Annotated in this window: 14 protein-coding genes and 1 pseudogene; 10 read left to right on the plus strand and 5 right to left on the minus strand. The window is 60.3% G+C overall.

What is annotated here, in order from left to right; translation table 11 throughout:
- Positions 1–32 precede the first annotated feature (32 nt).
- The gene (locus RGV33_RS18325; RefSeq protein WP_322145497.1) at positions 33–893 is read left to right on the plus strand and encodes a universal stress protein; all 861 of its coding nucleotides are present in this window, start codon (positions 33–35) and stop codon (positions 891–893) included.
- 791 nt (positions 894–1,684) lie between these two features.
- On the opposite strand, the gene RGV33_RS18330 is transcribed toward RGV33_RS18325, so the two are convergent.
- Positions 1,685–2,155, minus strand: coding sequence for a DUF1289 domain-containing protein (locus tag RGV33_RS18330; RefSeq protein ID WP_322145498.1), 471 nt, complete (start codon positions 2,153–2,155; stop codon positions 1,685–1,687).
- 394 nt (positions 2,156–2,549) lie between these two features.
- On the opposite strand from RGV33_RS18330, the gene acnB reads away from it, so the two are divergent.
- From acnB to poxB, 5 genes and pseudogenes are all read left to right on the plus strand, one after another.
- Positions 2,550–5,150: a bifunctional aconitate hydratase 2/2-methylisocitrate dehydratase gene (acnB, locus tag RGV33_RS18335; RefSeq protein WP_322148698.1), complete on the plus strand. Its 2,601-nt coding sequence runs from the start codon at positions 2,550–2,552 to the stop codon at positions 5,148–5,150.
- 267 nt (positions 5,151–5,417) lie between these two features.
- Positions 5,418–5,732, plus strand: coding sequence for a hypothetical protein (locus tag RGV33_RS18340; protein ID WP_322145499.1), 315 nt, complete (start codon positions 5,418–5,420; stop codon positions 5,730–5,732).
- Positions 5,733–5,888: 156 nt separating this feature from the next.
- A complete protein-coding gene (locus RGV33_RS18345; protein WP_322145500.1) occupies positions 5,889–8,009 on the plus strand; it encodes a TonB-dependent receptor in 2,121 nt (706 codons plus the stop codon).
- Positions 8,010–8,098: 89 nt separating this feature from the next.
- A pseudogene (locus RGV33_RS18350) lies at positions 8,099–8,233 on the plus strand (2,4-dienoyl-CoA reductase); the annotation flags it as partial.
- Positions 8,234–8,347: 114 nt separating this feature from the next.
- Positions 8,348–10,072 (plus strand): ubiquinone-dependent pyruvate dehydrogenase, encoded by a 1,725-nt coding sequence (poxB, locus tag RGV33_RS18355; RefSeq protein ID WP_322145501.1) that lies wholly within the window; start codon positions 8,348–8,350, stop codon positions 10,070–10,072.
- A 117-nt stretch (positions 10,073–10,189) separates the two neighbouring features.
- Here the strand turns inward: poxB and RGV33_RS18360 are convergent, their stop codons facing one another.
- Positions 10,190–10,747 carry an NAD(P)H-dependent oxidoreductase gene (locus RGV33_RS18360; protein WP_322145502.1) on the minus strand — a complete coding sequence of 186 codons (558 nt, stop codon included), beginning with the start codon at positions 10,745–10,747 and terminating at the stop codon, positions 10,190–10,192.
- Positions 10,748–10,975: 228 nt separating this feature from the next.
- On the opposite strand from RGV33_RS18360, the gene RGV33_RS18365 reads away from it, so the two are divergent.
- Positions 10,976–11,212 carry a hypothetical protein gene (locus tag RGV33_RS18365; RefSeq protein WP_010171188.1) on the plus strand — a complete coding sequence of 79 codons (237 nt, stop codon included), beginning with the start codon at positions 10,976–10,978 and terminating at the stop codon, positions 11,210–11,212.
- 4 nt (positions 11,213–11,216) lie between these two features.
- Here the strand turns inward: RGV33_RS18365 and gspG are convergent, their stop codons facing one another.
- Complete coding sequence (gene gspG, locus RGV33_RS18370; protein ID WP_322145503.1) at positions 11,217–11,645, minus strand: type II secretion system major pseudopilin GspG; 429 nt, start codon at positions 11,643–11,645, stop codon at positions 11,217–11,219.
- Positions 11,646–11,820: 175 nt separating this feature from the next.
- Here gspG and RGV33_RS18375 point away from each other — a divergent pair, with 175 nt between their 5' ends.
- Positions 11,821–12,714 (plus strand): LysR substrate-binding domain-containing protein, encoded by an 894-nt coding sequence (locus RGV33_RS18375; RefSeq protein WP_322145504.1) that lies wholly within the window; start codon positions 11,821–11,823, stop codon positions 12,712–12,714.
- Positions 12,715–12,719: 5 nt separating this feature from the next.
- On the opposite strand, the gene RGV33_RS18380 is transcribed toward RGV33_RS18375, so the two are convergent.
- Together RGV33_RS18380 and RGV33_RS18385 are read right to left on the minus strand one after the other, a co-directional pair.
- Complete coding sequence (locus tag RGV33_RS18380) at positions 12,720–13,289, minus strand: GNAT family N-acetyltransferase (RefSeq protein WP_322148699.1); 570 nt, start codon at positions 13,287–13,289, stop codon at positions 12,720–12,722.
- Positions 13,290–13,309: 20 nt separating this feature from the next.
- The gene (locus RGV33_RS18385; RefSeq protein ID WP_322145505.1) at positions 13,310–15,565 is read right to left on the minus strand and encodes an arginine/lysine/ornithine decarboxylase; all 2,256 of its coding nucleotides are present in this window, start codon (positions 15,563–15,565) and stop codon (positions 13,310–13,312) included.
- Between the two features lie 146 nt (positions 15,566–15,711).
- On the opposite strand from RGV33_RS18385, the gene RGV33_RS18390 reads away from it, so the two are divergent.
- On the plus strand, positions 15,712–16,860 hold the full coding sequence (locus tag RGV33_RS18390) for a PatB family C-S lyase (protein ID WP_322145506.1): 1,149 nt from the start codon (positions 15,712–15,714) through the stop codon (positions 16,858–16,860).
- A 94-nt stretch (positions 16,861–16,954) separates the two neighbouring features.
- Positions 16,955–20,302 carry a hypothetical protein gene (locus RGV33_RS18395; protein WP_322145507.1) on the plus strand — a complete coding sequence of 1,116 codons (3,348 nt, stop codon included), beginning with the start codon at positions 16,955–16,957 and terminating at the stop codon, positions 20,300–20,302.
- Positions 20,303–20,321: the final 19 nt, after the last annotated feature.

Raw genomic sequence — 20,321 nt, forward strand, 5'->3', positions numbered from 1 at the left:
TCCACGCCCACCCATTTTTGGAGAACCCGACTATGCAAGCCATCCGCAGCATCCTGGTGGTCATCGAGCCCGAGCATTCGGAAAGCCTGGCCCTCAAGCGCGGCAAGCTGATTGCTGGTGTGACCGGTGCACATTTGCATTTACTGGTGTGTGACAAGAAACACGAGCATTCGGCGATGTTGAGCCTGCTCAAGTCGGGTTTGCAGGAGGATGGCTACAGCGTTACTACCGAGCAGGCGTGGAATGACAGCCTGCATGAAACCATCATCGACGTGCAGCAGGCCGAGGGTTGTGGGTTGGTGGTCAAGCAGCACTTTGCTGACAGCCCGTTGAAAAAGGCCCTGTTGACGCCGGCTGACTGGAAGCTGATGCGCTACTGCCCTACGCCGGTGCTACTGGTGAAGACGTCCAAACCGTGGGCTGGCGGGGTGATACTGGCGGCGATTGATGTGGGTAATTCCGATGCCGAGCATCAGGCGTTGCATAACTCGATCATTGATCATGGGTTTGATATCGCCAGCCTGGCCAAGGCGCAATTGCATGTGATCAGCGCGCATCCGTCGCCGATGTTGTCGGCGGCTGATCCGGTGTTTCAGCTCAAGGAGACGATCGAGGCGCGGTATCGGGAGCAGTGCAAGGCGTTTCAGGCGGAGTTTGATATTGACGACACGCATTTGCACATTGAGGAAGGGCCGGCGGATGTATTGATTCCTCATGCGGCGCATAAGTGTCAGGCGGTGGTGACCATCATTGGTACGGTGGCGCGTACCGGGATTTCCGGGGCGTTGATCGGGAATACGGCGGAGGTGGTGCTGGATGCGGTGGACAGCGACGTGTTGGTGCTTAAGCCGCAGGAGTTGATGGATCATCTGGAAGAGCTGGCTAATGGGTGATGCTGGTTTTGGGGGGCATATCCGTTGTTGTTGTCAGGGCCGCTATGGGTTCCGCTCTTACAGCGGGTCACTTTTGAAAAGCGCAAAAGTAACCAAAACGCTCTGCCCCGCCTGTCGGCACCTCGCCTAGGCTCGGTGTGCCCTCACTCCGGAATTGCTCCGCGGGCCGCCGCGACGGCCCGTCCCTGGCCCGTCGCGGCTAAACCGGCGTCCTGCCGGTTTACCCGCTCCTCAATCCCTGCGTTCGGCCTCGGGCTGAATGGGGCAGTCAGATCAAGATCAACAACAGATCAAGAACACAGCGGCCTACAGGCCGGCTTGAGTGTTAAAAGCAAAATCAACAGCGAACACGCCCGTAGGAGCTGGCTTGCCGGCGATGGCATCACCTCGGTGTATCTGAAAAACCGAGTCGCCTGCATCGCCGGCAAGCCAGCTCCTACAGCTTTTGCCTTGGCTTTTAACACTCAGGTCGGCTTTCAGGCCGCCGTGCTCTTGCTGTTGACCTTGATCTGCGGGCCCCGTCAACCACGATGGCCGCAAGCAGGCACGGTGGAGCGGGTAAATCGGCAAGGATGCCGATTTAGCCGCGCCGGGCCATGGATGGCCCGTCGCGGCGGCCCGCGGAACCGTGCCGGAGTGCGGGCATGCCGAGCCTAAGCGAGGCACCGAGTGGTGGGGCAAAGACCTTTTGGTTACTTTTGGGGCGTTTGCCAAAAGTGACCCGCTGTAAGAGCGGAACCCTAGGAGGCCGTTACCGCAGCAACGGATATACACTCAACCCAAGAAAACCATCAGCCACCAAACGCATCCCTGAGAAACCCCGGCGCGATATACCGCTGATAATGCGCCTCGGACAGGATGAAAAACTCCCGGTCAATCGCATCCCGCAATTCAGGCAACCCCCACTCCCGAAACTCCGGCATCAACACCATCCCATAAGCCTCCAGATTGCTGATCACCCGAGCCCCCCGGGCAATCAACTGATACGCCCAGCAGTACTCCGACTGATGCGGCACAAACCGAATCTTGCGCTGCTCCAGCTGCCCCCGCAGCATTTTGGGGTCAAACACCTCAAGCTTCCCCGCCATCACCTGCACCAACAACTGCTCCAGCCGCAGCCAAACCGCACGTTTTTGTTCCTCGTTATACCCGTTCCACTGAATCACCTCATGGTGGAAACGCTTACACCCCCGGCACACAAGATCACCGTAAACCGTGGAGCACAGCCCGACGCAGGGGGTCTTGATAGTTTGGTTGGACATGGTCGACAACGCACAAATCAGCGAAACAGTTGCACATGTTAGCCCTTTGTCTAAGGTTCATCACCCCGCAAACTTGGCAAGGCAACTTACGTTTAGATTTTTTTTGCCGTAGAATCATCCGGCCTTGTAAGGCGCCAATAATCCGTTGGAAGCTGTTTTCAAAGCGTCACGAGCACAGTCGTTCCTAAAGAACGGTGTTGGCGATGGTTATTTACCCGGTAAATAGCCAGCGCCAACCCTCATCAGCTCCGTTCTGCAGGCGTAAAACTTTGAAAGCAGCTTCTGTGAGGATTGCCGGCAGCGCTGGCTCTACGGCCCAAAAAGCCCCCGAGCGCATGCGTGCCGTGCATTTCTGGATGAGCGTCCCGTGGGACCACTGATGAGGGTAATAACTGTGCTTGAAGCCTACCGCAAACATATCGAAGAGCGCGCCGCCCTGGGTATCGTTCCCCAGCCGCTTAACGCCGAACAAACCGCAGGCCTGGTCGAGCTGCTGAAAAACCCCCCGGCTGGCGAAGAAGAATTCCTCGTTGACCTGATCACCAACCGCATTCCACCAGGCGTTGACGAAGCTGCCTACGTCAAGGCCGGTTTCCTGTCTGCCCTGGCCAAGGGCGAAGCCACTTCCCCCCTGATCGACAAGAAACGCGCTGTTGAACTGCTCGGCACCATGCAAGGCGGCTACAACATCGTGACCCTGGTCGATCTGCTGGACGACGCCACACTGGCTCCCGTCGCTGCCGCCCAACTCAAGCACACCCTGTTGATGTTCGACGCGTTCCACGACGTTGCAGAAAAAGCCAAGAACGGCAACCAGCACGCCAAAGACGTGATCCAGTCCTGGGCCGACGGCGAGTGGTTCCAGAACCGCCCGACCCTGGCCGACAAGATCAGCCTGCGCGTGTTCAAGGTGACTGGCGAAACCAACACCGACGACCTGTCCCCTGCCCCGGACGCCTGGTCCCGTCCTGACATCCCGCTGCACGCCCTGGCCATGCTGAAAATGGCCCGTGAAGGCATCGTGCCGGATGAGCAAGGCAAAACCGGCCCGATGAAGCAGATCGAAGAAATGCGCGGCCAGGGCTTCCCGATCGCCTACGTCGGTGACGTGGTGGGTACCGGTTCGTCGCGTAAGTCGGCAACCAACTCGGTCCTGTGGTTCTTCGGTGACGACGTGCCTTACGTGCCGAACAAGCGCGCTGGCGGCTTCTGCTTCGGCAGCAAGATCGCTCCCATCTTCTACAACACCATGGAAGATGCTGGCGCACTGCCAATCGAGTTCGACGTTACCAACATGAACATGGGCGACGTGATCGACCTGTACCCGCATGCTGGCAAAGTCACCAAGCACAACAGCGATGAAGTCCTGACCACCTTCGAAATGAAGACCCCGGTTTTGTTGGACGAAGTCCGTGCTGGCGGTCGTATCCCGCTGATCATCGGCCGTGGCCTGACCGAGAAGGCTCGCGTTGAGCTGGGTCTGCCACCTTCGACCCTGTTCAAGCTGCCTGAGCCTCCGGCTGAAAGCGACAAGGGCTACACCCTGGCGCAGAAAATGGTCGGCAAGGCGTGCGGCGTGGCTGGCGTTCGTCCAGGCACCTACTGCGAACCGAAGATGACCACCGTCGGCTCCCAGGACACCACCGGTCCGATGACCCGTGATGAACTCAAAGACCTGGCGTGCCTGGGCTTCTCCACCGATCTGGTAATGCAGTCGTTCTGCCACACCGCGGCTTACCCTAAGCCGATCGACGTGACTACCCACCACACCCTGCCTGACTTCATCATGACCCGTGGCGGTGTATCGCTGCGTCCAGGCGACGGCATCATCCACAGCTGGCTGAACCGTATGCTGCTGCCGGATACCGTGGGTACCGGTGGTGACTCCCACACCCGTTTCCCGATGGGCATTTCGTTCCCGGCCGGTTCCGGCCTGGTAGCATTCGCCGCAGCCACTGGTGTTATGCCACTGGACATGCCGGAATCGATCCTGGTGCGCTTCAAAGGCGAAATGCAACCGGGTATCACCCTGCGTGACCTGGTTCATGCCATTCCTTACTACGCGATCCAGGCTGGCCTGCTGACCGTAGAGAAGAAAGGCAAGAAGAACGCCTTCTCCGGCCGCATCCTGGAAATCGAAGGCCTGGACAACCTGAGCATCGAGCAAGCTTTCGAGCTGTCCGACGCTTCGGCTGAACGTTCGGCTGCCGGTTGCACCATCAAGCTGTCGAAAGAATCCATCACCGAGTACCTGAACTCCAACATCACCCTGCTGCGCTGGATGATCGGCGAAGGCTACGGCGATGCGCGTACCCTGGAACGTCGTGCCCAAGCGATGGAAGCCTGGGTTGCCAACCCTGAGCTGATGGTTGCCGATGCTGACGCCGAATACGCTGAAATCATCGAGATCGACCTGGCCGACATCAAAGAGCCTGTGCTCTGCGCGCCGAACGACCCGGACGACGCCCGTCTGCTGTCGTCGGTACAAGGCGAGAAGATCGACGAAGTGTTCATCGGTTCGTGCATGACCAACATCGGTCACTTCCGCGCTGCCGGTAAACTGCTGGATCAGGTCAAGGGTCAGCTGCCAACCCGTCTGTGGCTGTCGCCGCCGACCAAGATGGACGCTCACCAACTGACCGAAGAAGGCTACTACGGCATCTACGGCAAGGCTGGCGCGCGCATGGAAATGCCGGGCTGCTCGCTGTGCATGGGTAACCAGGCACGTGTAGAGCCGAACTCGACCGTTGTGTCGACTTCGACCCGTAACTTCCCGAACCGTCTGGGTGACGGCGCGAACGTCTACCTGGCTTCGGCCGAGCTGGCGTCCGTGGCTTCGATCCTGGGTCGTCTGCCGACCGTCGAGGAGTACATGGAATACGCCGCGAAGATCAACACCATGGCCAGCGACGTGTATCGCTACCTGAGTTTTGACCAGATCGCCGAGTTCCGTGAGGCCGCTGCAAACGCCAACATTCCTGTGATTCAAGCCTAAGGTTTTGTTGCTGTAACGAACGCCGCGTACCGCAAGGTACGCGGCGTTTTTTTGTGCCTGCTGAAAAAATGGGGCAACTGCGGGACAGTCTGAATATGGACTGTAAGAACAGTCGTCTATGTGCGCAGGAGATATTTACACATCGATACGGAGTACTCCCTCAGGGCCTTGAAACCACTCGCAAAGGCCAATGAATCCAAGGGCTAGAGCGGTTCAGCCAGACGCCACAAACCTGCGCAAAATGTATCAGACTGTAAACGTCAAGCTGTGAATAACAATGATTATCATTGGTTTACACATTTTAACTGGGTATCCTCCGCCTGCTTTTTACTCAAGGCTGCGCAAAAGGACTACCACTTGACGTACGAATACAGCACAAAACCGCAATTGCTACTGACTCGCTGGAGCGAGGCACGTGGCACTCCCCTCTTGCAGCCCCATCGCATCACACTCGACTCCCTGATCAACACCTTGGCACCCGCTGCCGAGCGCAGCTTGCAACGTTTGATCCAGGCGCTGTTTCGTGATGGGTTACTGCGCGCAGACGCACTTGAGTACGAAAATCACCACCGCTGCAGGTGACCCTTTGCGACCACACCCGCCCGCGCTTCGACCCTTTGCTGTCGGGCCGTAGCCTGCGCACTGACCCTGGCCTTCACCGCCGTCGCCAGTAAATGGATGGGCTGCATTACCAGCCGTTTTCTTCTGCCAACACTTCTCAACACTTAAAAAGAAAAAATGAAAAAAATCCAACTGTCTATCTTATTGCCCTTAATCGGCTCATTGAGCACCCCGGCGTGGGCCGATCAAACCGAGACGGCGCCTGACACGTCCAACGCCATGCAGTTGCAGGAAGTGGTGGTGTCCGCCACCCGCACCGAGGCCAGCATCGCCTCGATTCCCGGCTCTGTGCAGGTGATCAATCAACAACAGATCACCCAGCAAACCGGCGCCGGGCGACGCGTCTCGGACATTCTGGGCCAACTGGTGCCGGGCATTTCTCCCGCCACCGGCGGCATGAGTAACTTCGGCCAGACCCTGCGCGGGCGTAACACCCTGGTGCTGATCGACGGGGTTTCGCAGAACTCGACGCGAGACAACTTCCGCCAGCTCAACAGTATCGCCCCGGAGAGCATCGAGCGCATCGAAGTGGTCTCCGGCGCCAGCAGTGTCTATGGTGCCGGCGCATCGGGCGGCATCATCAACATCATCACCAAGCGCAACAAAGGCGAAGACCTGGCTTTCAGCAGCAAGGTCGGACTGACTTCCGGCAACAACCTCAACAAGAAGGGCTTCGCCTACGACGTGTTCCAAAGCGCTACCGGGCGCAAGGACGCACTCGACTGGTACGTGTCGGCCAACGGTGTGCAACGCAACGACCAGTTTGACGGTAACGGGCACCGCATCCCCCAGGACACGTCCCAGGGCAGCAACATGGACACCGACACCTACGACCTGCAAGGTCGCTTCGGTTACGAGCTGGACGCCGACAAGAAGATCAGCCTGTCGCTGCAGGACTACAAAGACCAGCAAGACACCGACTACACCAAGAACCCGCGCATCACCAGCCAAGCCGTCGCCGTAAAAGGCCTGGACCTGGATGACCAGCCGTTCACCCACAACCAGGCCGTCAACCTCAACTACACCGACAAGGATTTCTACGGCCAGGGCCTGCAGGTGGAAAGCTACTGGCGGCGCGCCGATGCTTTGTTCTTTCCGGACCTGTCACGGGGGCGCGCCGGGGTTTCCGACAACAACAGCGTGCAGGATGTGTATGGCCTGCGGGCCGCCATCGAAACCGCCATGCCGGATATCGGCCCAGCCACGGGTTCGTTGGTCTGGGGCGCGGATTACAATCACGAAACCTCAACCCAACGCGGCGACCAATACCGGGTCAATGGCCTGAGCTACACCAAGACCGGGACTACCTTTGAATTGGGGCCGGACATCACCACCACCAACAAGGCGATCTTCGGTCAACTGTCCTACGACATCGGTGATTGGACACTGCGCGGCGGCGTGCGTCGCGAATGGATCGACAGCGAGATTTCCGACAGCATCGCCTACGGTGAAATCGTCCAGACCGGCAACCGTGCGACCCTTCCCGGTGGCACCCTGAAATACAACGACACCCTGTACAACCTCGGCGCGGTGTACCACCTGAGCGAAAACCAGGACGTATTCGCCAATTTCAGCCAGGGCTTTTCCCTGCCGGATATCCAGCGCTTCCTGCGTGACGTCAACAGCACCTTCGACATCCAGAAACTCAACGCCCAGGCCCTCAAGGTCAACAGCTATGAGCTGGGATGGCGTGGCAACTGGGACAAGTGGCAAGCCAGCGTCACGGCCTACGAGAATACGTCCGACGTCACCCAGTTCTATGATGCCAACGACCGTGTACTGCGCTTGATCAACCAGAAAGAACGGGTGCGCGGCGCGGAAACCACGCTGACCTACAATGTGACGGACCAATGGTCGGTGGGCGGCACCTACGCTTACGCCAAGGGCGAGACCAACCAGAACGGCAAATGGATCGACCTGCCCGCCACGCGCATTTCACCGGCCAAGACCACGGCGTTCGTGGGTTATGACCGCGGCGACTACAACCTGCGCGTGCAGGGCATGCGACTGGCCAACTATGACGCTGCGTTCGACGACAACAACGGTCGCGATATCAAGGGCTACACGCTGTTCGACGTGTTGGGTTCGGTAGCCTTGCCGGTGGGTCGCCTGGAGGGCGGGGTCTACAACCTGACCAACCGCAACTACCAGAACATGTTTGCCCAGGCCAACGCCCGCGCGCCCTACCCGAATGCTGAAGGCCGCACGTTCAGCCTGAGTTATGCAGTCGACTGGTAACCTCTACACGTGGGAGCGAGCTCCCACTGATCAAGCAAGGCTCGCCTTCCGGGTGAGCCTTGACGGTCGCGATCACCGCCCGCAACTCCGGGCGCCAGACCATGGCCAACCTCGGCCAGCAGGCGCTGGCGCCTTCGGCGGTATCCCTCGACCTGGGTGGCTTTTCGAAGATGTTCGCCCAGCCCAAGGCGATGACCGAGGACGATATCCAAGAGGTCATCACGCCAATATCGCGCCGCAATGACCAAATCTTCACATTGAGCGGGGAGCATTCAACGCCATGGAACTGTCCTCTACTGATCAGCAGCTTTTACCCTCACTGACGATTGGAGTTCTTCATGGCGAAAATCACCCTGGCCCAGCAACTGGCGACCACCCTTGAACAGGCGGGCATCAAGCGCATCTGGGGCCTGACCGGCGACAGCCTCAACGGCCTGACCGACTCCCTGCGCACCATGGACAGCATCGAGTGGATGCATGTACGCCACGAAGAGGTGGCTGCGTTTGCCGCCGGCGCCGAAGCGGCGGCCACCGGCGAACTGACGGTGTGCGCCGGCAGTTGTGGCCCGGGCAACCTGCACCTGATCAACGGCCTGTTCGACTGCCATCGCAACCATGTGCCGGTGCTGGCCATCGCCGCACAGATCCCCTCCTCCGAGATCGGCCTGAACTACTTCCAGGAAACCCATCCTCAGGAGCTGTTCAAGGAGTGCAGCCACTTTATCGAGCTGGTGACCAACCCCGAACAGATGCCCCACGTGCTGCACCGCGCCATGCGTTCGGCGATCCTCAATCGCGGCGTGGCGGTAGTGGTGATTCCGGGCGATGTGTCGTTGCTGGAAGTGGAAGATAAGTTCAAGCCATGGCCGGCCCTGCTGGCGCCCCGCACGCTGCCGGCCGAACAGGACCTGCAACGCCTCACCGACATTCTTGAACACAGCGGCAAAGTCACCCTGCTGTGCGGCAGCGGCTGCGCGGGCGCCCACGATGAAGTCGTGGCCCTGGCCGACGCAATGGGCGCCCCTGTGGTTCACGCCCTGCGCGGCAAGGAGCATGTGGAGTGGGACAACCCGTTCGACGTCGGCATGACCGGCCTGATCGGTTTCAGCTCCGGCTACCACGCCATGCTCAACTGCGACACGCTGATCATGCTCGGCACCGACTTCCCGTATCGCCAGTTCTACCCCACCGACGCGAAGATCATCCAGGTCGACCGCAACCCGCAGGCACTGGGCCGCCGCGCCACGCTGGACCTGGGGATCGCGGCAGACGTCAGCGAAACCCTCCAGGCGCTGCTGCCGCGCCTGACCCGCAAGACCGATCGCAGCTTCCTCGAAACCTCGCTCAAGCATTACGAGAAAGCGCGCCAGGGGCTGGATGACCTGGCAGAACCGTCCAAGGCTGGCCGGCCGATTCACCCGCAATACGTTGCACGCCTGCTCAGTGAACTGGCGGACGACGATGCAATCTTCACCGCCGACGTTGGCTCGCCTACCGTGTGGGCAGCACGCTACTTGAAGATGAATGGCAAACGCCGGCTGATCGGCTCGTTCAACCACGGCTCGATGGCCAATGCCATGCCCCAGGCCATCGGCGCACAAGCAGCGTTCCCGGGGCGGCAGGTTATTTCGATGTCTGGCGACGGTGGCTTTACCATGCTGATGGGAGACTTCATTACCCTGGCGCAGTTGAATCTGCCGGTGAAACTGGTGGTGTTCAACAACTCATCCCTGGGCTTTGTCGCCATGGAGATGAAAGCTGCAGGCTACCTGGACACCGGCACCGAGCTGAAAAACCCGGACTTTGCCGCCATGTCCAATGCCATGGGCATCCTCGGGATTCGTGTCGAGCAATCCGAAGACCTGGAGCCGGCCCTGCGCCGCGCCCTGGCCCACGACGGCCCAGTGCTGGTGGACGTGGTCACCGCCACCCAGGAGCTGGTGATGCCACCGAGCATCAAGCTGGAACAGGCCAAGGGCTTCAGCCTGTACATGCTCAAAGCGGTAATGAGCGGGCGCGGTGATGAAGTGATTGAGTTGGCGAAAACCAACTGGCTCAGATAACCCCGGCACACTGTAGGAGCGAGTTTGCTCGCGAAAAACCTCAAGACGACGCGGGCTTTCAACTAGCCCGCGTCATCGTTACCGACCTTCGCGAGCACACTCGCTCCTACAGTTTACTTATGCGCTTTGTTTTTCCACCCACTTACCGTAGGCATCAATAAACGCCTGCAAAAACGGCCTGGTCTTTTCCGACACCTTGCCCGACTCATCGAACACACTGCCCGCGCCACCCAGGTAGGCTTCCGGCTGCTGCATGCACGGCACATCAAGGAACACCAGCGACTGGCGCAAATGGTGGTTGGCACCAAACCCGCCAATGGCGCCGGGGGACACGCTGATCACCGCACCTGGCTTGCCACTGAAGACACTTTGGCCGTAAGGGCGCGAACCGACGTCAATCGCGTTCTTCAATACACCCGGCACGGAACGGTTGTATTCGGGGGTCACAAACAGCACCGCGTCGGATGAACGCACGTGTTGACGGAAAGTACTGTAGGCTGCCGGCGGTGCAGCACCGTCGATGTCCTCGTTGTAGAGCGGCAAATCGCCAATTTCGACAATGTTCAACTTGAGATTGGCGGGCGCCAACTCGGCCAATGCCAGGGCGACCTTGCGGTTGATCGACTCTTTTCTCAAGCTGCCGACCAGTACGGCAATCGTGTAGACCTTGCTCATTGAGGTTTCCCGGTTTCTGACTTAAGGAGCTTGTAGTTATAGAGCCTGCGCGGCGTGATCACCAGCCCGTTCTTGCAATCCCCAGGGACCTTTACACCGCAGATGGATTTGTAAGTAATGTCTGAAAAAGTCAACGAATAGTATTTTTTTTCCATAGGTAAACTACCCCGCTCTCCTACGGTCTACAGAACCGCAAATCGAGTGTTTATCTCCAGAGGTTCTAAGCAGATGGCAGCAGTACTTGTCGGACAGTTCCATGCCAGAGACGCAGAAGGTCGCGTTTATTCGGTGCATGAGTTCCAGGAATCCAACCCGCCCCAAGGCGACCTGACTGGCTCCGCGCCCACCATTACCTACAAGCTGGCCATTGGCGATCGTGTAGAAAAACTGGATGGCGATGAATTCAGATTGATTCAGTCGGGCACCATCATCACCCGCGAATCCGCAACGACCCACGCTTCATAAGACCTTATTCCCCATAGGCGATATCAACATTATCGCCGACGCCTCCCAGTGTCCGGTCCTTGCCGAACGAGAACAGATCAAAGTGAGTTTTGGCCTGGCTGGGAGGAGAGTGGTATTGGTAGGCCACACCCCAAGGATCAGTCAGCATGTCTTCATCCTTGAGATAGGGTCCCCGCCACTGCCCTTCCCCCGCAGGTTTAACCGTCAACACCGCCAGGCCCTCGTCATCGGTAGGATAACGCCCCACATCCTGATGAAACTGCTCCACCGCCTTGCCTAGCTCATTCAGCTGGACCTTGGCCGTGGCAATTTCCGCTTGGGTCACGTCACCAAAGAGCCGTGGCCCCACCGCAAACGCCAGCACGCCGACCACCAGCAGTACCACCAGCAAATCCCACGACGAAAACCCTCGCATCTGTGTTTTACCGAGCATCGATCAGGCTCCCCCATGGATCCCTTGGTTGATACGCCCTTTGTATGACCTGTTGGTTGCAGGTACCTGGGACTTGATCGTGCAAGTCTAGTTGGGCCGCTCCCGTGCCGGGTCTTTTTTGCGCAGCCTGGCCTAAGCCATTGAATCCACGTCGCGCTGAACATAGACTCCGGCCATGCGTTTACGTCATATCGAAGTCATTCAAGCGATTTTGCAGACCGGACACCTCGGCACGGCCGCCGAATGGTTGCAACTGCCTGTGGCCGAAGTGGACGCAACGCTCAAGGATGCCGAGTTGCAACTGGGTTTCATGCTGTTCGCCAGTGTGCGCGGACGCTTGCAGGCCACGCGTGAGGCGCAGGAGTTGCAGGGCGAAATCGCCCGTCTCTATGCCGCCCTTGAGCCTGTGCAGCGCCTGGCCAGCAGCCTGAAGCACCACCATGCCCCGCCCTTGCGCGCACTGTGCACCCCGCCGCTGGCCAATCAGTTGTTGCCCCAGGCGATTGCCGTGCTGCGCCGGCGCTTTCAAGACGTGCCGTGCAACCTCTCCAGCCACTCCACCCGGGATATCGTCAAAAGCCTGCTGCTTCACGAAGCGGACCTGGGCCTGAGCCTGCACGACCCGCAACACCCGCAAATCCACAGCACACAGCTGGCCCACGGCAAACTGCAATTGCTCGCGCCACATGGTTGGCTCAAGCCCCGGCAGAAGTACATTGCGCTGCAGGAGTTGGCCGGGCAGGCGATGATCGGGCTTGAAGGCCACGACCCACTCAGCCGCCTGCTGGACAGCAAGCTGCAAGCCCTGCACCCGCTGCCGGTGGTGCAAACGCGAGTGCAGACGTACCAGATGATGCGCAGCATGGTCGAGGCCGGGGAAGGTTTGGCGATTGTCGACCCGTTCACCGCCACCGGCGCGCGGGCAGCCGGGCTGGATGCGTGCCCGTTGTCACCACCGATTCCGGTGACCTTGTATGCGTTGACCCTGAAGGACAGCGAGGCATCGCCGGCCTTGAATGCATTGCTGGAGATTGTCACCGAAAAGGCCGAAAGCCTGCTCGCGGGCTGATCGCTTTAGACCGCTTCCAGTTCCGACTTGAACAACCGATACCAGAAAATCGCCACCTCACGGGTCTGTGGATCGATCCCGCGATAACGCAGTTGATCGATCCCGCCCATCACATACCCGCAACGCTCATACAGCCGGCAGGCGCCGAGGTTGTTGTTCTGGGTCTCCAGCATCATCCCCGGGAGGTTCTTCTTGCGGCTCCAGAACTGCGCCACGTCCAGCAACGCCTTGGCCACCCCGTGACGCCGCGCGGGCAATACCACCGCCAGTTCATCCACATGGGCAAAGCCGTTCCAGTTGGTGCTGACCACAATGTGCCCCGCGGGCCGGTCATCCAGGTACGCCATGAACACCGCGCTGTCGGCGGCATCGCGGAAACTGGCAAACTCCTCGGGGTCGATGCCGTAGCATTTGCGGTACGGTACGATCCGCTCAACCGCCCACTGGTCGACGCGCTTGCCCATTTCCGGCACACCGTAGGCGCTGACCTCAAAGCTGAAGTCGTTACCCCACACGTAGGCGTCAAATCCCTCGTCAGCCACCCGGACACTGAGGCCCGGGTACTTCGGATTCATTACAGCTTGCATAAACATGTTTAACCCTTGATGCAATCGACGGTGTAACAACGACCATTGCCGTCATCTTCGTGTTGCAGCCCATGAACATCGGCGACAAAGCCCGGGAAACTGCTATCGAACGTCCTGGCAAACGCCAGGTAATCAATGATCGAGCGAGTCGATTCGGTGAAACGCTCCCCCGGCATGATCAACGGAATGCCCGGCGGGTAAGGCACCAGCATGACCGCTGCGATGCGTCCTGGCAAAGCGTCGATGGACACCGCCTCGACTTCGCCCTTGACCAGCAGGTCATAGGCATCGGCCGGCTTCATGGCGATTTGCGGCAGTACCGTGTACATCCGCTTCAGGTGTTTGGCCGTGGCATTGCTGCGATAACAGCTGTGCAACTGGTCGCACAGGTCCTTCAAACCCAAGCCTTGATACCGCGCAGGCCCTTGCTGGAACACCGATGGCAAACAGCTGGCAAGGCTCACGTTGGCATCATAACTGCGCTTGAATTCCAGCAACTCGGTCAGCAGGGTACTCCACTTACCTTTGGTGATGCCCATGGAAAACAGCACGAGGAACGAATACAGCCCGGTTTTTTCCACCACCAACCCACGCTCCCAAAGGAACTTACTGACCACCGCCGCGGGGATTCCGCACTCACTCAACGCGCCACCGGCGTTCAGGCCGGGCATCACCAGGGTGACCTTGATCGGGTCCAGCAGCACATAATCTTCGGCGATTTCGCCAAAGCCATGCCACTCCGCCTGCGGTTGCAGTAACCAGTCCGCGGTCACCACCCGGTCAATGCCCGCCACCGACGGCGGCTGCCAGATGGAGAACCACCAGTCTTCGGCCGCAATATGCTGGCGCAGGTTCGCCAGGGCGCGACGAAAGCTCAGGGCTTCGTCAAACATCTCCTGCAGCAACGAACGCCCCGCCGGGCCTTCCATCATGGCCGACGCCACGTCCAGCGAGGCAATGATGCTGTACTGCGGCGAGGTGGAAATATGCATCATGAACGCTTCGTTGAAACGGTCGCGGTCCAGCTTGCGTAAGCCACCATCCTGCACATGGATCATCGACGCCTGGCTGAACGCCGCCAGCAGCTTGTGCGTGGAGTGCGTAGTGAACACCAACGGGCTCTCGGGCGTGCGCGAGGTGCCCATGCCGTAGCGGCCGGCGAAGAACTCATGAAACGCCGCGTACGCGTACCAGGCTTCGTCAAAATGCAGCACCTCGACGCTGTTGCCCAATTGCTGCTTGATCAGCTCGGCGTTGTAGCACAGGCCGTCGTAGGTGGAATTGGTCACCACCGCCAGCTTGACCTTGGCCGGCCGCCCATGGGTCAGCGGGCTGGCGTCGACCTTGGCGCGGATCGACTCGGGGCTGAACTCGCTCAGGGGAATCGGCCCGATGATCCCCAGCTCATTGCGCTCCGGGCAAAGGTACAGCGGGATGGCGCCGGTCATGATGATCGAATGCAACACCGACTTGTGGCAGTTGCGGTCCACCAGCACCAGGTCGTCGCGGCCCACCATGGAGTGCCAGACGATCTTGTTGGCGGTGGACGTGCCATTGATCACGAAGTAGGTGTGGTCGGCGCCAAAGTTGCGCGCCGCTCGCGCCTCGGCTTCGGCCAGCGGGCCGGTGTGGTCCAGCAGCGAACCCAGTTCCGGCACCGACACCGACAAGTCCGAACGCAGGGTATTTTCCCCGAAGAACTGATGAAACGCCTGCCCCACCGGGCTCTTGCGATAAGCCACGCCGCCGCCGTGCCCGGGCGTGTGCCAGGAATAATTGGAATCCGCCGTGTGCTGCACCAGCGCCTTGAAGAAGGGCGGCAACAGGCCGTCCAGGTAGGCACGCGCCGCACGGGCCACTTGCCGGGCCAGGAACGGCACGGTGTCTTCAAACAGGTAAAGAATGCCCCGCAGTTGATTAAGCTCGCTCATGGCGTCGGCCGGGGCGTTTTCCAGGGTGACTTGCTCACCGAGGGCGAAGATCGGCAGGTTCGGCGCCCGTACCCGCGCCAGGCGGATCAGCTCCACCATGTTTTGCAGCAGGTGGGTATTTTCCCCGGCACCTTCGGCGGCAATCAGCATGCAGGCCAGCCCGTGGTGGGTCGAAGCCACCAGGCGGCCCTCGGCGTAGTCCACCGCCGAAAAAATACTAAAGCCCTCCTGTTCCAGCTCCCGGGCGATACCCCGGACGCGGTCGCCGGCGACAGTGTCGGCCTTGATGTCGCGGTGTACGATCAGAACCGGGAACTTCAGGTCTTTGTACATGAGCGCTGGGTGTCCTGAGGGGTATGCCTCAAGGGTAGAAGCTTGGGGCGGATGTGGCGAATGAAGATGCGCAAATGCTGGCCTATAAAATTTATGGCGCTAGAATTGGCGCCATTCCACGCCCGCCTCCCTGACACGAGCCCCCCATGAGCTTTGATTTCGACACGATCCACTCCCGCCTCGGCACCGGCAGCACCAAGTGGAGTCGTTACCCGCAAGACGTTCTGCCGATGTGGATTGCCGACATGGACATCGCCGCACCACCGGCCGTGCTTCAGGCACTGCACCAGCGCCTGGGCCAGCAGATCCTCGGCTACAGCGTGGCCTGCGATGGCGTGCGTGAGGCGATCGTCGCCGATCTGTGGGCCAAGTACGCCTGGCGCGTGCAGCCCGATGAGCTGCTGTTTTTGCCAGGCGTCGAGCCGGGTTTCAACATGGCACTGCACGCGTTTGTGCAGCCCGGGCAACCGGTGGTGTTGCAAACCCCCAACTATCGCCCGATCCGCCTGGCGCCCGGGCACTGGAACCTGCCGAAGATCGAAGTGCCGTTTGAGTTGAGCGCCGAGGGCGAGTACCTCACGCCGTTGCCTGCCATGCGTGAGGCGCTCACCGGCGCCGGTGCCCTGCTGTTGAGCAACCCGCACAACCCGATGGGCAAGGTCTTCCCCCGTGAAGAACTGCTGGCCGTGGCCACCGCCTGCCTGGACCAGGGCGCGCTGATCGTTTCCGATGAAATCCACGCCGAACTGTGTTTTGACGGCCGTCGGCATATTCCCACCGCGAGCCTCAGCCCCGAGATCGCCCAGCGCACCATCACCCTGATGTCGGCCAGCAAGGCGTATAACGTCGCCGGGCTGAAGACCTGCTTTGCGGTGATCCAGAACCCCGCGATTCGCGAGCGCTTCAACAACGCCCGCTGCGGCATGGTCGACAGCGTCAGCCCGCTGGGCCTGGAAGCCACGCGTGCCGCCTACAGCGACTGCAGCGACTGGCTTCAAGCGCTGGTGGTTTACCTGCAAGGCAACCGCGACTACCTGCTGGACGCCGTGCAAACGCGCCTGCCCGGCGTGGTGATGCACGCGCCTCAAGGCACCTACCTGGCCTGGCTCGATTGCAGCGCCCTGGGCCTGGACGACCCGCAACGGTTCTTCCTCGAACAGGCCAAAGTCGGCCTCAGCGCCGGCCTGGAATTCGGCGACGACAGCCAGCAATTCGTGCGCCTGAACTTCGGCTGCCCAAGGGCCATGCTTGAAGAAGGCATTGCTCGCATGGAACGTAGCCTGCGTCACCGTTAAGGCGCAATTCACAACTTTTCGCAACGAGCGCCGAACCCCTGCTGTTACTGTTTTTGCCGACTCGCCCTACCGGTAACAGCAGGAGTTCCATGGCATGACGACCCAGCCGCTCAATCGCTCGTCCGACCCCAAAGCCCTTCCCCTCGCGCCGCCCAAGTCTGGCGCGGCGTTCCATGTGCTGCTCAAGAACAGCGCCAACAACAAGAAGGTCGAGGCCGGCGACAAGACCGCGCAAGGGCTCGCTGCCAGCAAGGAACAAGGTTATGAGCTGGCCGCCAAGGATGCTGCACCGCCCACAAGCCTGGGTGACTACAAGGCCATCGGCCCGGCGGATGAAGTCGGCCCCGGCCTGATTCGCTACGAAACCCAGGACGGCAAGAAAGTCATCGTCAGCGAAAAAGACAGCCCCGACCTGTTCAAGCAAGTCAGCGCCGACTTCAAGGCACTCTCCGGCGTCAACGCCAGCGAAGCCGCCGGCTACCAGCGCCTGGGCGGCGATGCCACGGCCCCGGAAAAACTCGGCGACTACAAATCCCTCGGCCCGCCCGACGAAACCGGCCCCGGCGTGATCCGCTACGAAACCCAGGACGGCAGCAAGTTTGTCATCAGCCAGCGCGACAACCCCGAGGCATTCCAGAAAGCCAAGGAAGCCTATGAGAGCTTCACCGGCCTTACCAGCAGCGAAGACGCCGGCTACAAGCGTGCCGGCGACAACGAAGTGTGGCCGCCCTACGCCGGCACCACCGTCGGCCCCGAGGATGAAGTGGGCCCGGGCCTGATCCGCTTTGAAAGCAACGGCCAGAAAATGGTCGTGGCACGCGACGACAACCCCAAGCTGTTCGACTACCTGGCCGGCCTGCACGAGGTTTACACCAACCCGGACAAAAAGGCCGCTGTAGAATCCGCGCTCAACGATGGCTCGACCCTCGCGGACGCCAACACCAAGGCACCGGAACTGAATGACTACAAGGGCTTCGGCTGGATCGAAGGCCAGCAAGGCAATGTGCTGACCTATGAAACCCACGACGGCACCAAGGTGGTGGTGTCGGCGGATGTCAGCCCGGAACTGTTCAAGAGCGTGGCCACCGCCCAGGACACCTGGAGCAAGATCCACAGCAGCGAAGACGCCGGTTACAAACTGGCCGGGCCGAATGATTTCCTGAAAAACACCGAGATCACCTTCGGTTCACCTGATGAGCTGGGCGACGGCCTGATCCGCTATGAAACCAGCGAAGGCAAGGTCATCGTCTCCAAGGAGCTCAGTCCGCAGCTCTACGATGAAGTCGTCGCCAAGTGGGAAGCCTGGAGCGCCGGCACGGTGGATGAGACCCGGGCCAAGTACAACCTGCCGAGCAACGACGAACTGGACGTGCTCAACCTCGACACCGGCGTACATGCCGACAAGGACGACGACAAATCGCCGACCCAAAGCGTCAGCGAACTGGCTACCACCGAACTGATCGACACCTACCGCGCCGGCGTCAAGGACGGCTCGATTCCCAAGGACGACCCGCGCGCCAAACTGGTCCGCGCCCTGGAAGCCCAGGCCGCCTACCAGAATGGCCATGGCATCACCGGCTACGAAGAGTCCAAGCGTCCGTTCAATACCACTTGGCGCGAGTTCGATGACAAGCAGACCGAACTCACCTCGGCCGACATGCACGACATCATCGACGGCAAGGCGGTGCAGGAGCAGATCGGCGAACTGTTCAAAGACCCGACCGTGCAGGCCGACTACAAGGCGAAGATGGATGACGCCATCAGCCACCTGCCCAACAAGGACGAGATCAAGCAAAAGCTCCTCGACCTGACCAACAACCCCGACTACGTGCTCTACCTCAAGGACCTGCAAAAACAGGGCAAGAGCCACGAAGCCCAGCAGGACCTGAGCAACACCCTCACCTCGCTGTCGCTGTTCGACCCGGAGGCTGCTACCAAGGCGGCGCAGAATATCCAGGCCGACGGCCTCACCACCGACCTCAACGAAATCCTGTCGGACCCCAGCAAGATCTCCGACGACAACAAGGAACTGGCCACCAAGGACCTGTTCGGCCTGCTCAAGGGCGTGCTCAAGGGCAACCTGCTGGACCTGCCGCGGCGCAGCCAGGAAGTGCTGGAGAAGTTCCTCAACGAAGGCCTGGAGGGCAAGGAGAAATCCTCGGCCGTGACCAAGGCCCTGGAAGAACTCGGCGACGTCTACAAGAACAGCGGCACCATCAGTGAAGCCGATGTGAAAACCGCCCTGAGCAAACCGTATATCCCGGTGGCGGATCGCGGCATGCTCGGCGAGGTGTTCAACACCCTCAACAGCAAAGGCATCCTGGGTTCGATGGGCGCCGGTGTCAGCCTGTTTTCGGGGATCTACCAACTGGTGGGCAAAGGCGGCAAGCTCGGCGAAACCCCGGCCCAACGCATGACCATCGCCAAGGATTTCCTGAGTTTTGCCGGCGGCGCGAGCCACTTCGTCAAGCTGGGTGACAAGATCGGCGAAGCCCTGGGCAAGGGCGGCCTGGTGGACTTCCTCGGCCTGGACAAGACCCTGCCGGAAATCTGGGGCAAGGAAGGCGCGGCCGGCAAAGTCATCGACTTCAGCAAGCCCACCGAGATCGACTCCAAGGTCAGCAAGGAGATCGCCGCCGCGCTGGATGCGGTTCCCGACAGCCAGTACGACGGTGTGGCCAAGCTGTTTGGCGAAGGTGATAAAGCTGTCACTGAAGCCACCGAAGGCCTGGCCAGCCACCTGGATGATGGGCTGGCGGCAGCAGGCGCGGCCAAGCTTGGCGCGTCCCAATCAGCCAAAATCGCCGGTTCCGTTATCAAGGTGCTGGGCCCGGCAACGGATATCGCCGGTGGTTTTGCCGACATCGTGCTTGGCGCGTTGGCGATCAAAAGCGGCGTAGACAGCAAAGACCCGTTGGCTCAGGCAGCCGGTGGTTTGCAGGTGGCGGGCGGTGCGTTCGGCGCGTCGGCCGGGGTATTGGGGGCGGCAGCCCTGTTTGGTGCGGGCACGGCGGCCGCGCTGACCGGGCCACTGTTCCTGGTGGGTGTGGTGTTGGCGGTGGTGGGCGGGATCATCGGCTACTTCGTCGACCACAACAAAAAACAGAAGGCCACCGAGAAAGAAAACGACTGGTACCGCGACCTGGCTGGCGACGGCTTGTTGCAGGACAACTGGGCGGACAAGGTCGAATACGCCCACTACGAGATCCACCACTACCACGGCCGCGACACGCCGACCGATGACAGTTTGTTCCGCTTCCAGCAATCGGAGTGGGAGCATTTCGACGCTACACCGCAAAGCGGCGGCTCGTCGAGCAACCGGCTGGATGGGGATTTGCACAAGGACTACAAGGACCCGAGTGAAAAGCCCAAGGAACTGCCGGACGCTTCGGGTGAGAAGCCCGGATCTCGGCCATCAGGAGGCGGGCCTCGGCTTAACTAAATCTACACAAATCAGTGTG

This window comes from Pseudomonas sp. Bout1 (assembly GCF_034314165.1).
Lineage (GTDB): Bacteria > Pseudomonadota > Gammaproteobacteria > Pseudomonadales > Pseudomonadaceae > Aquipseudomonas.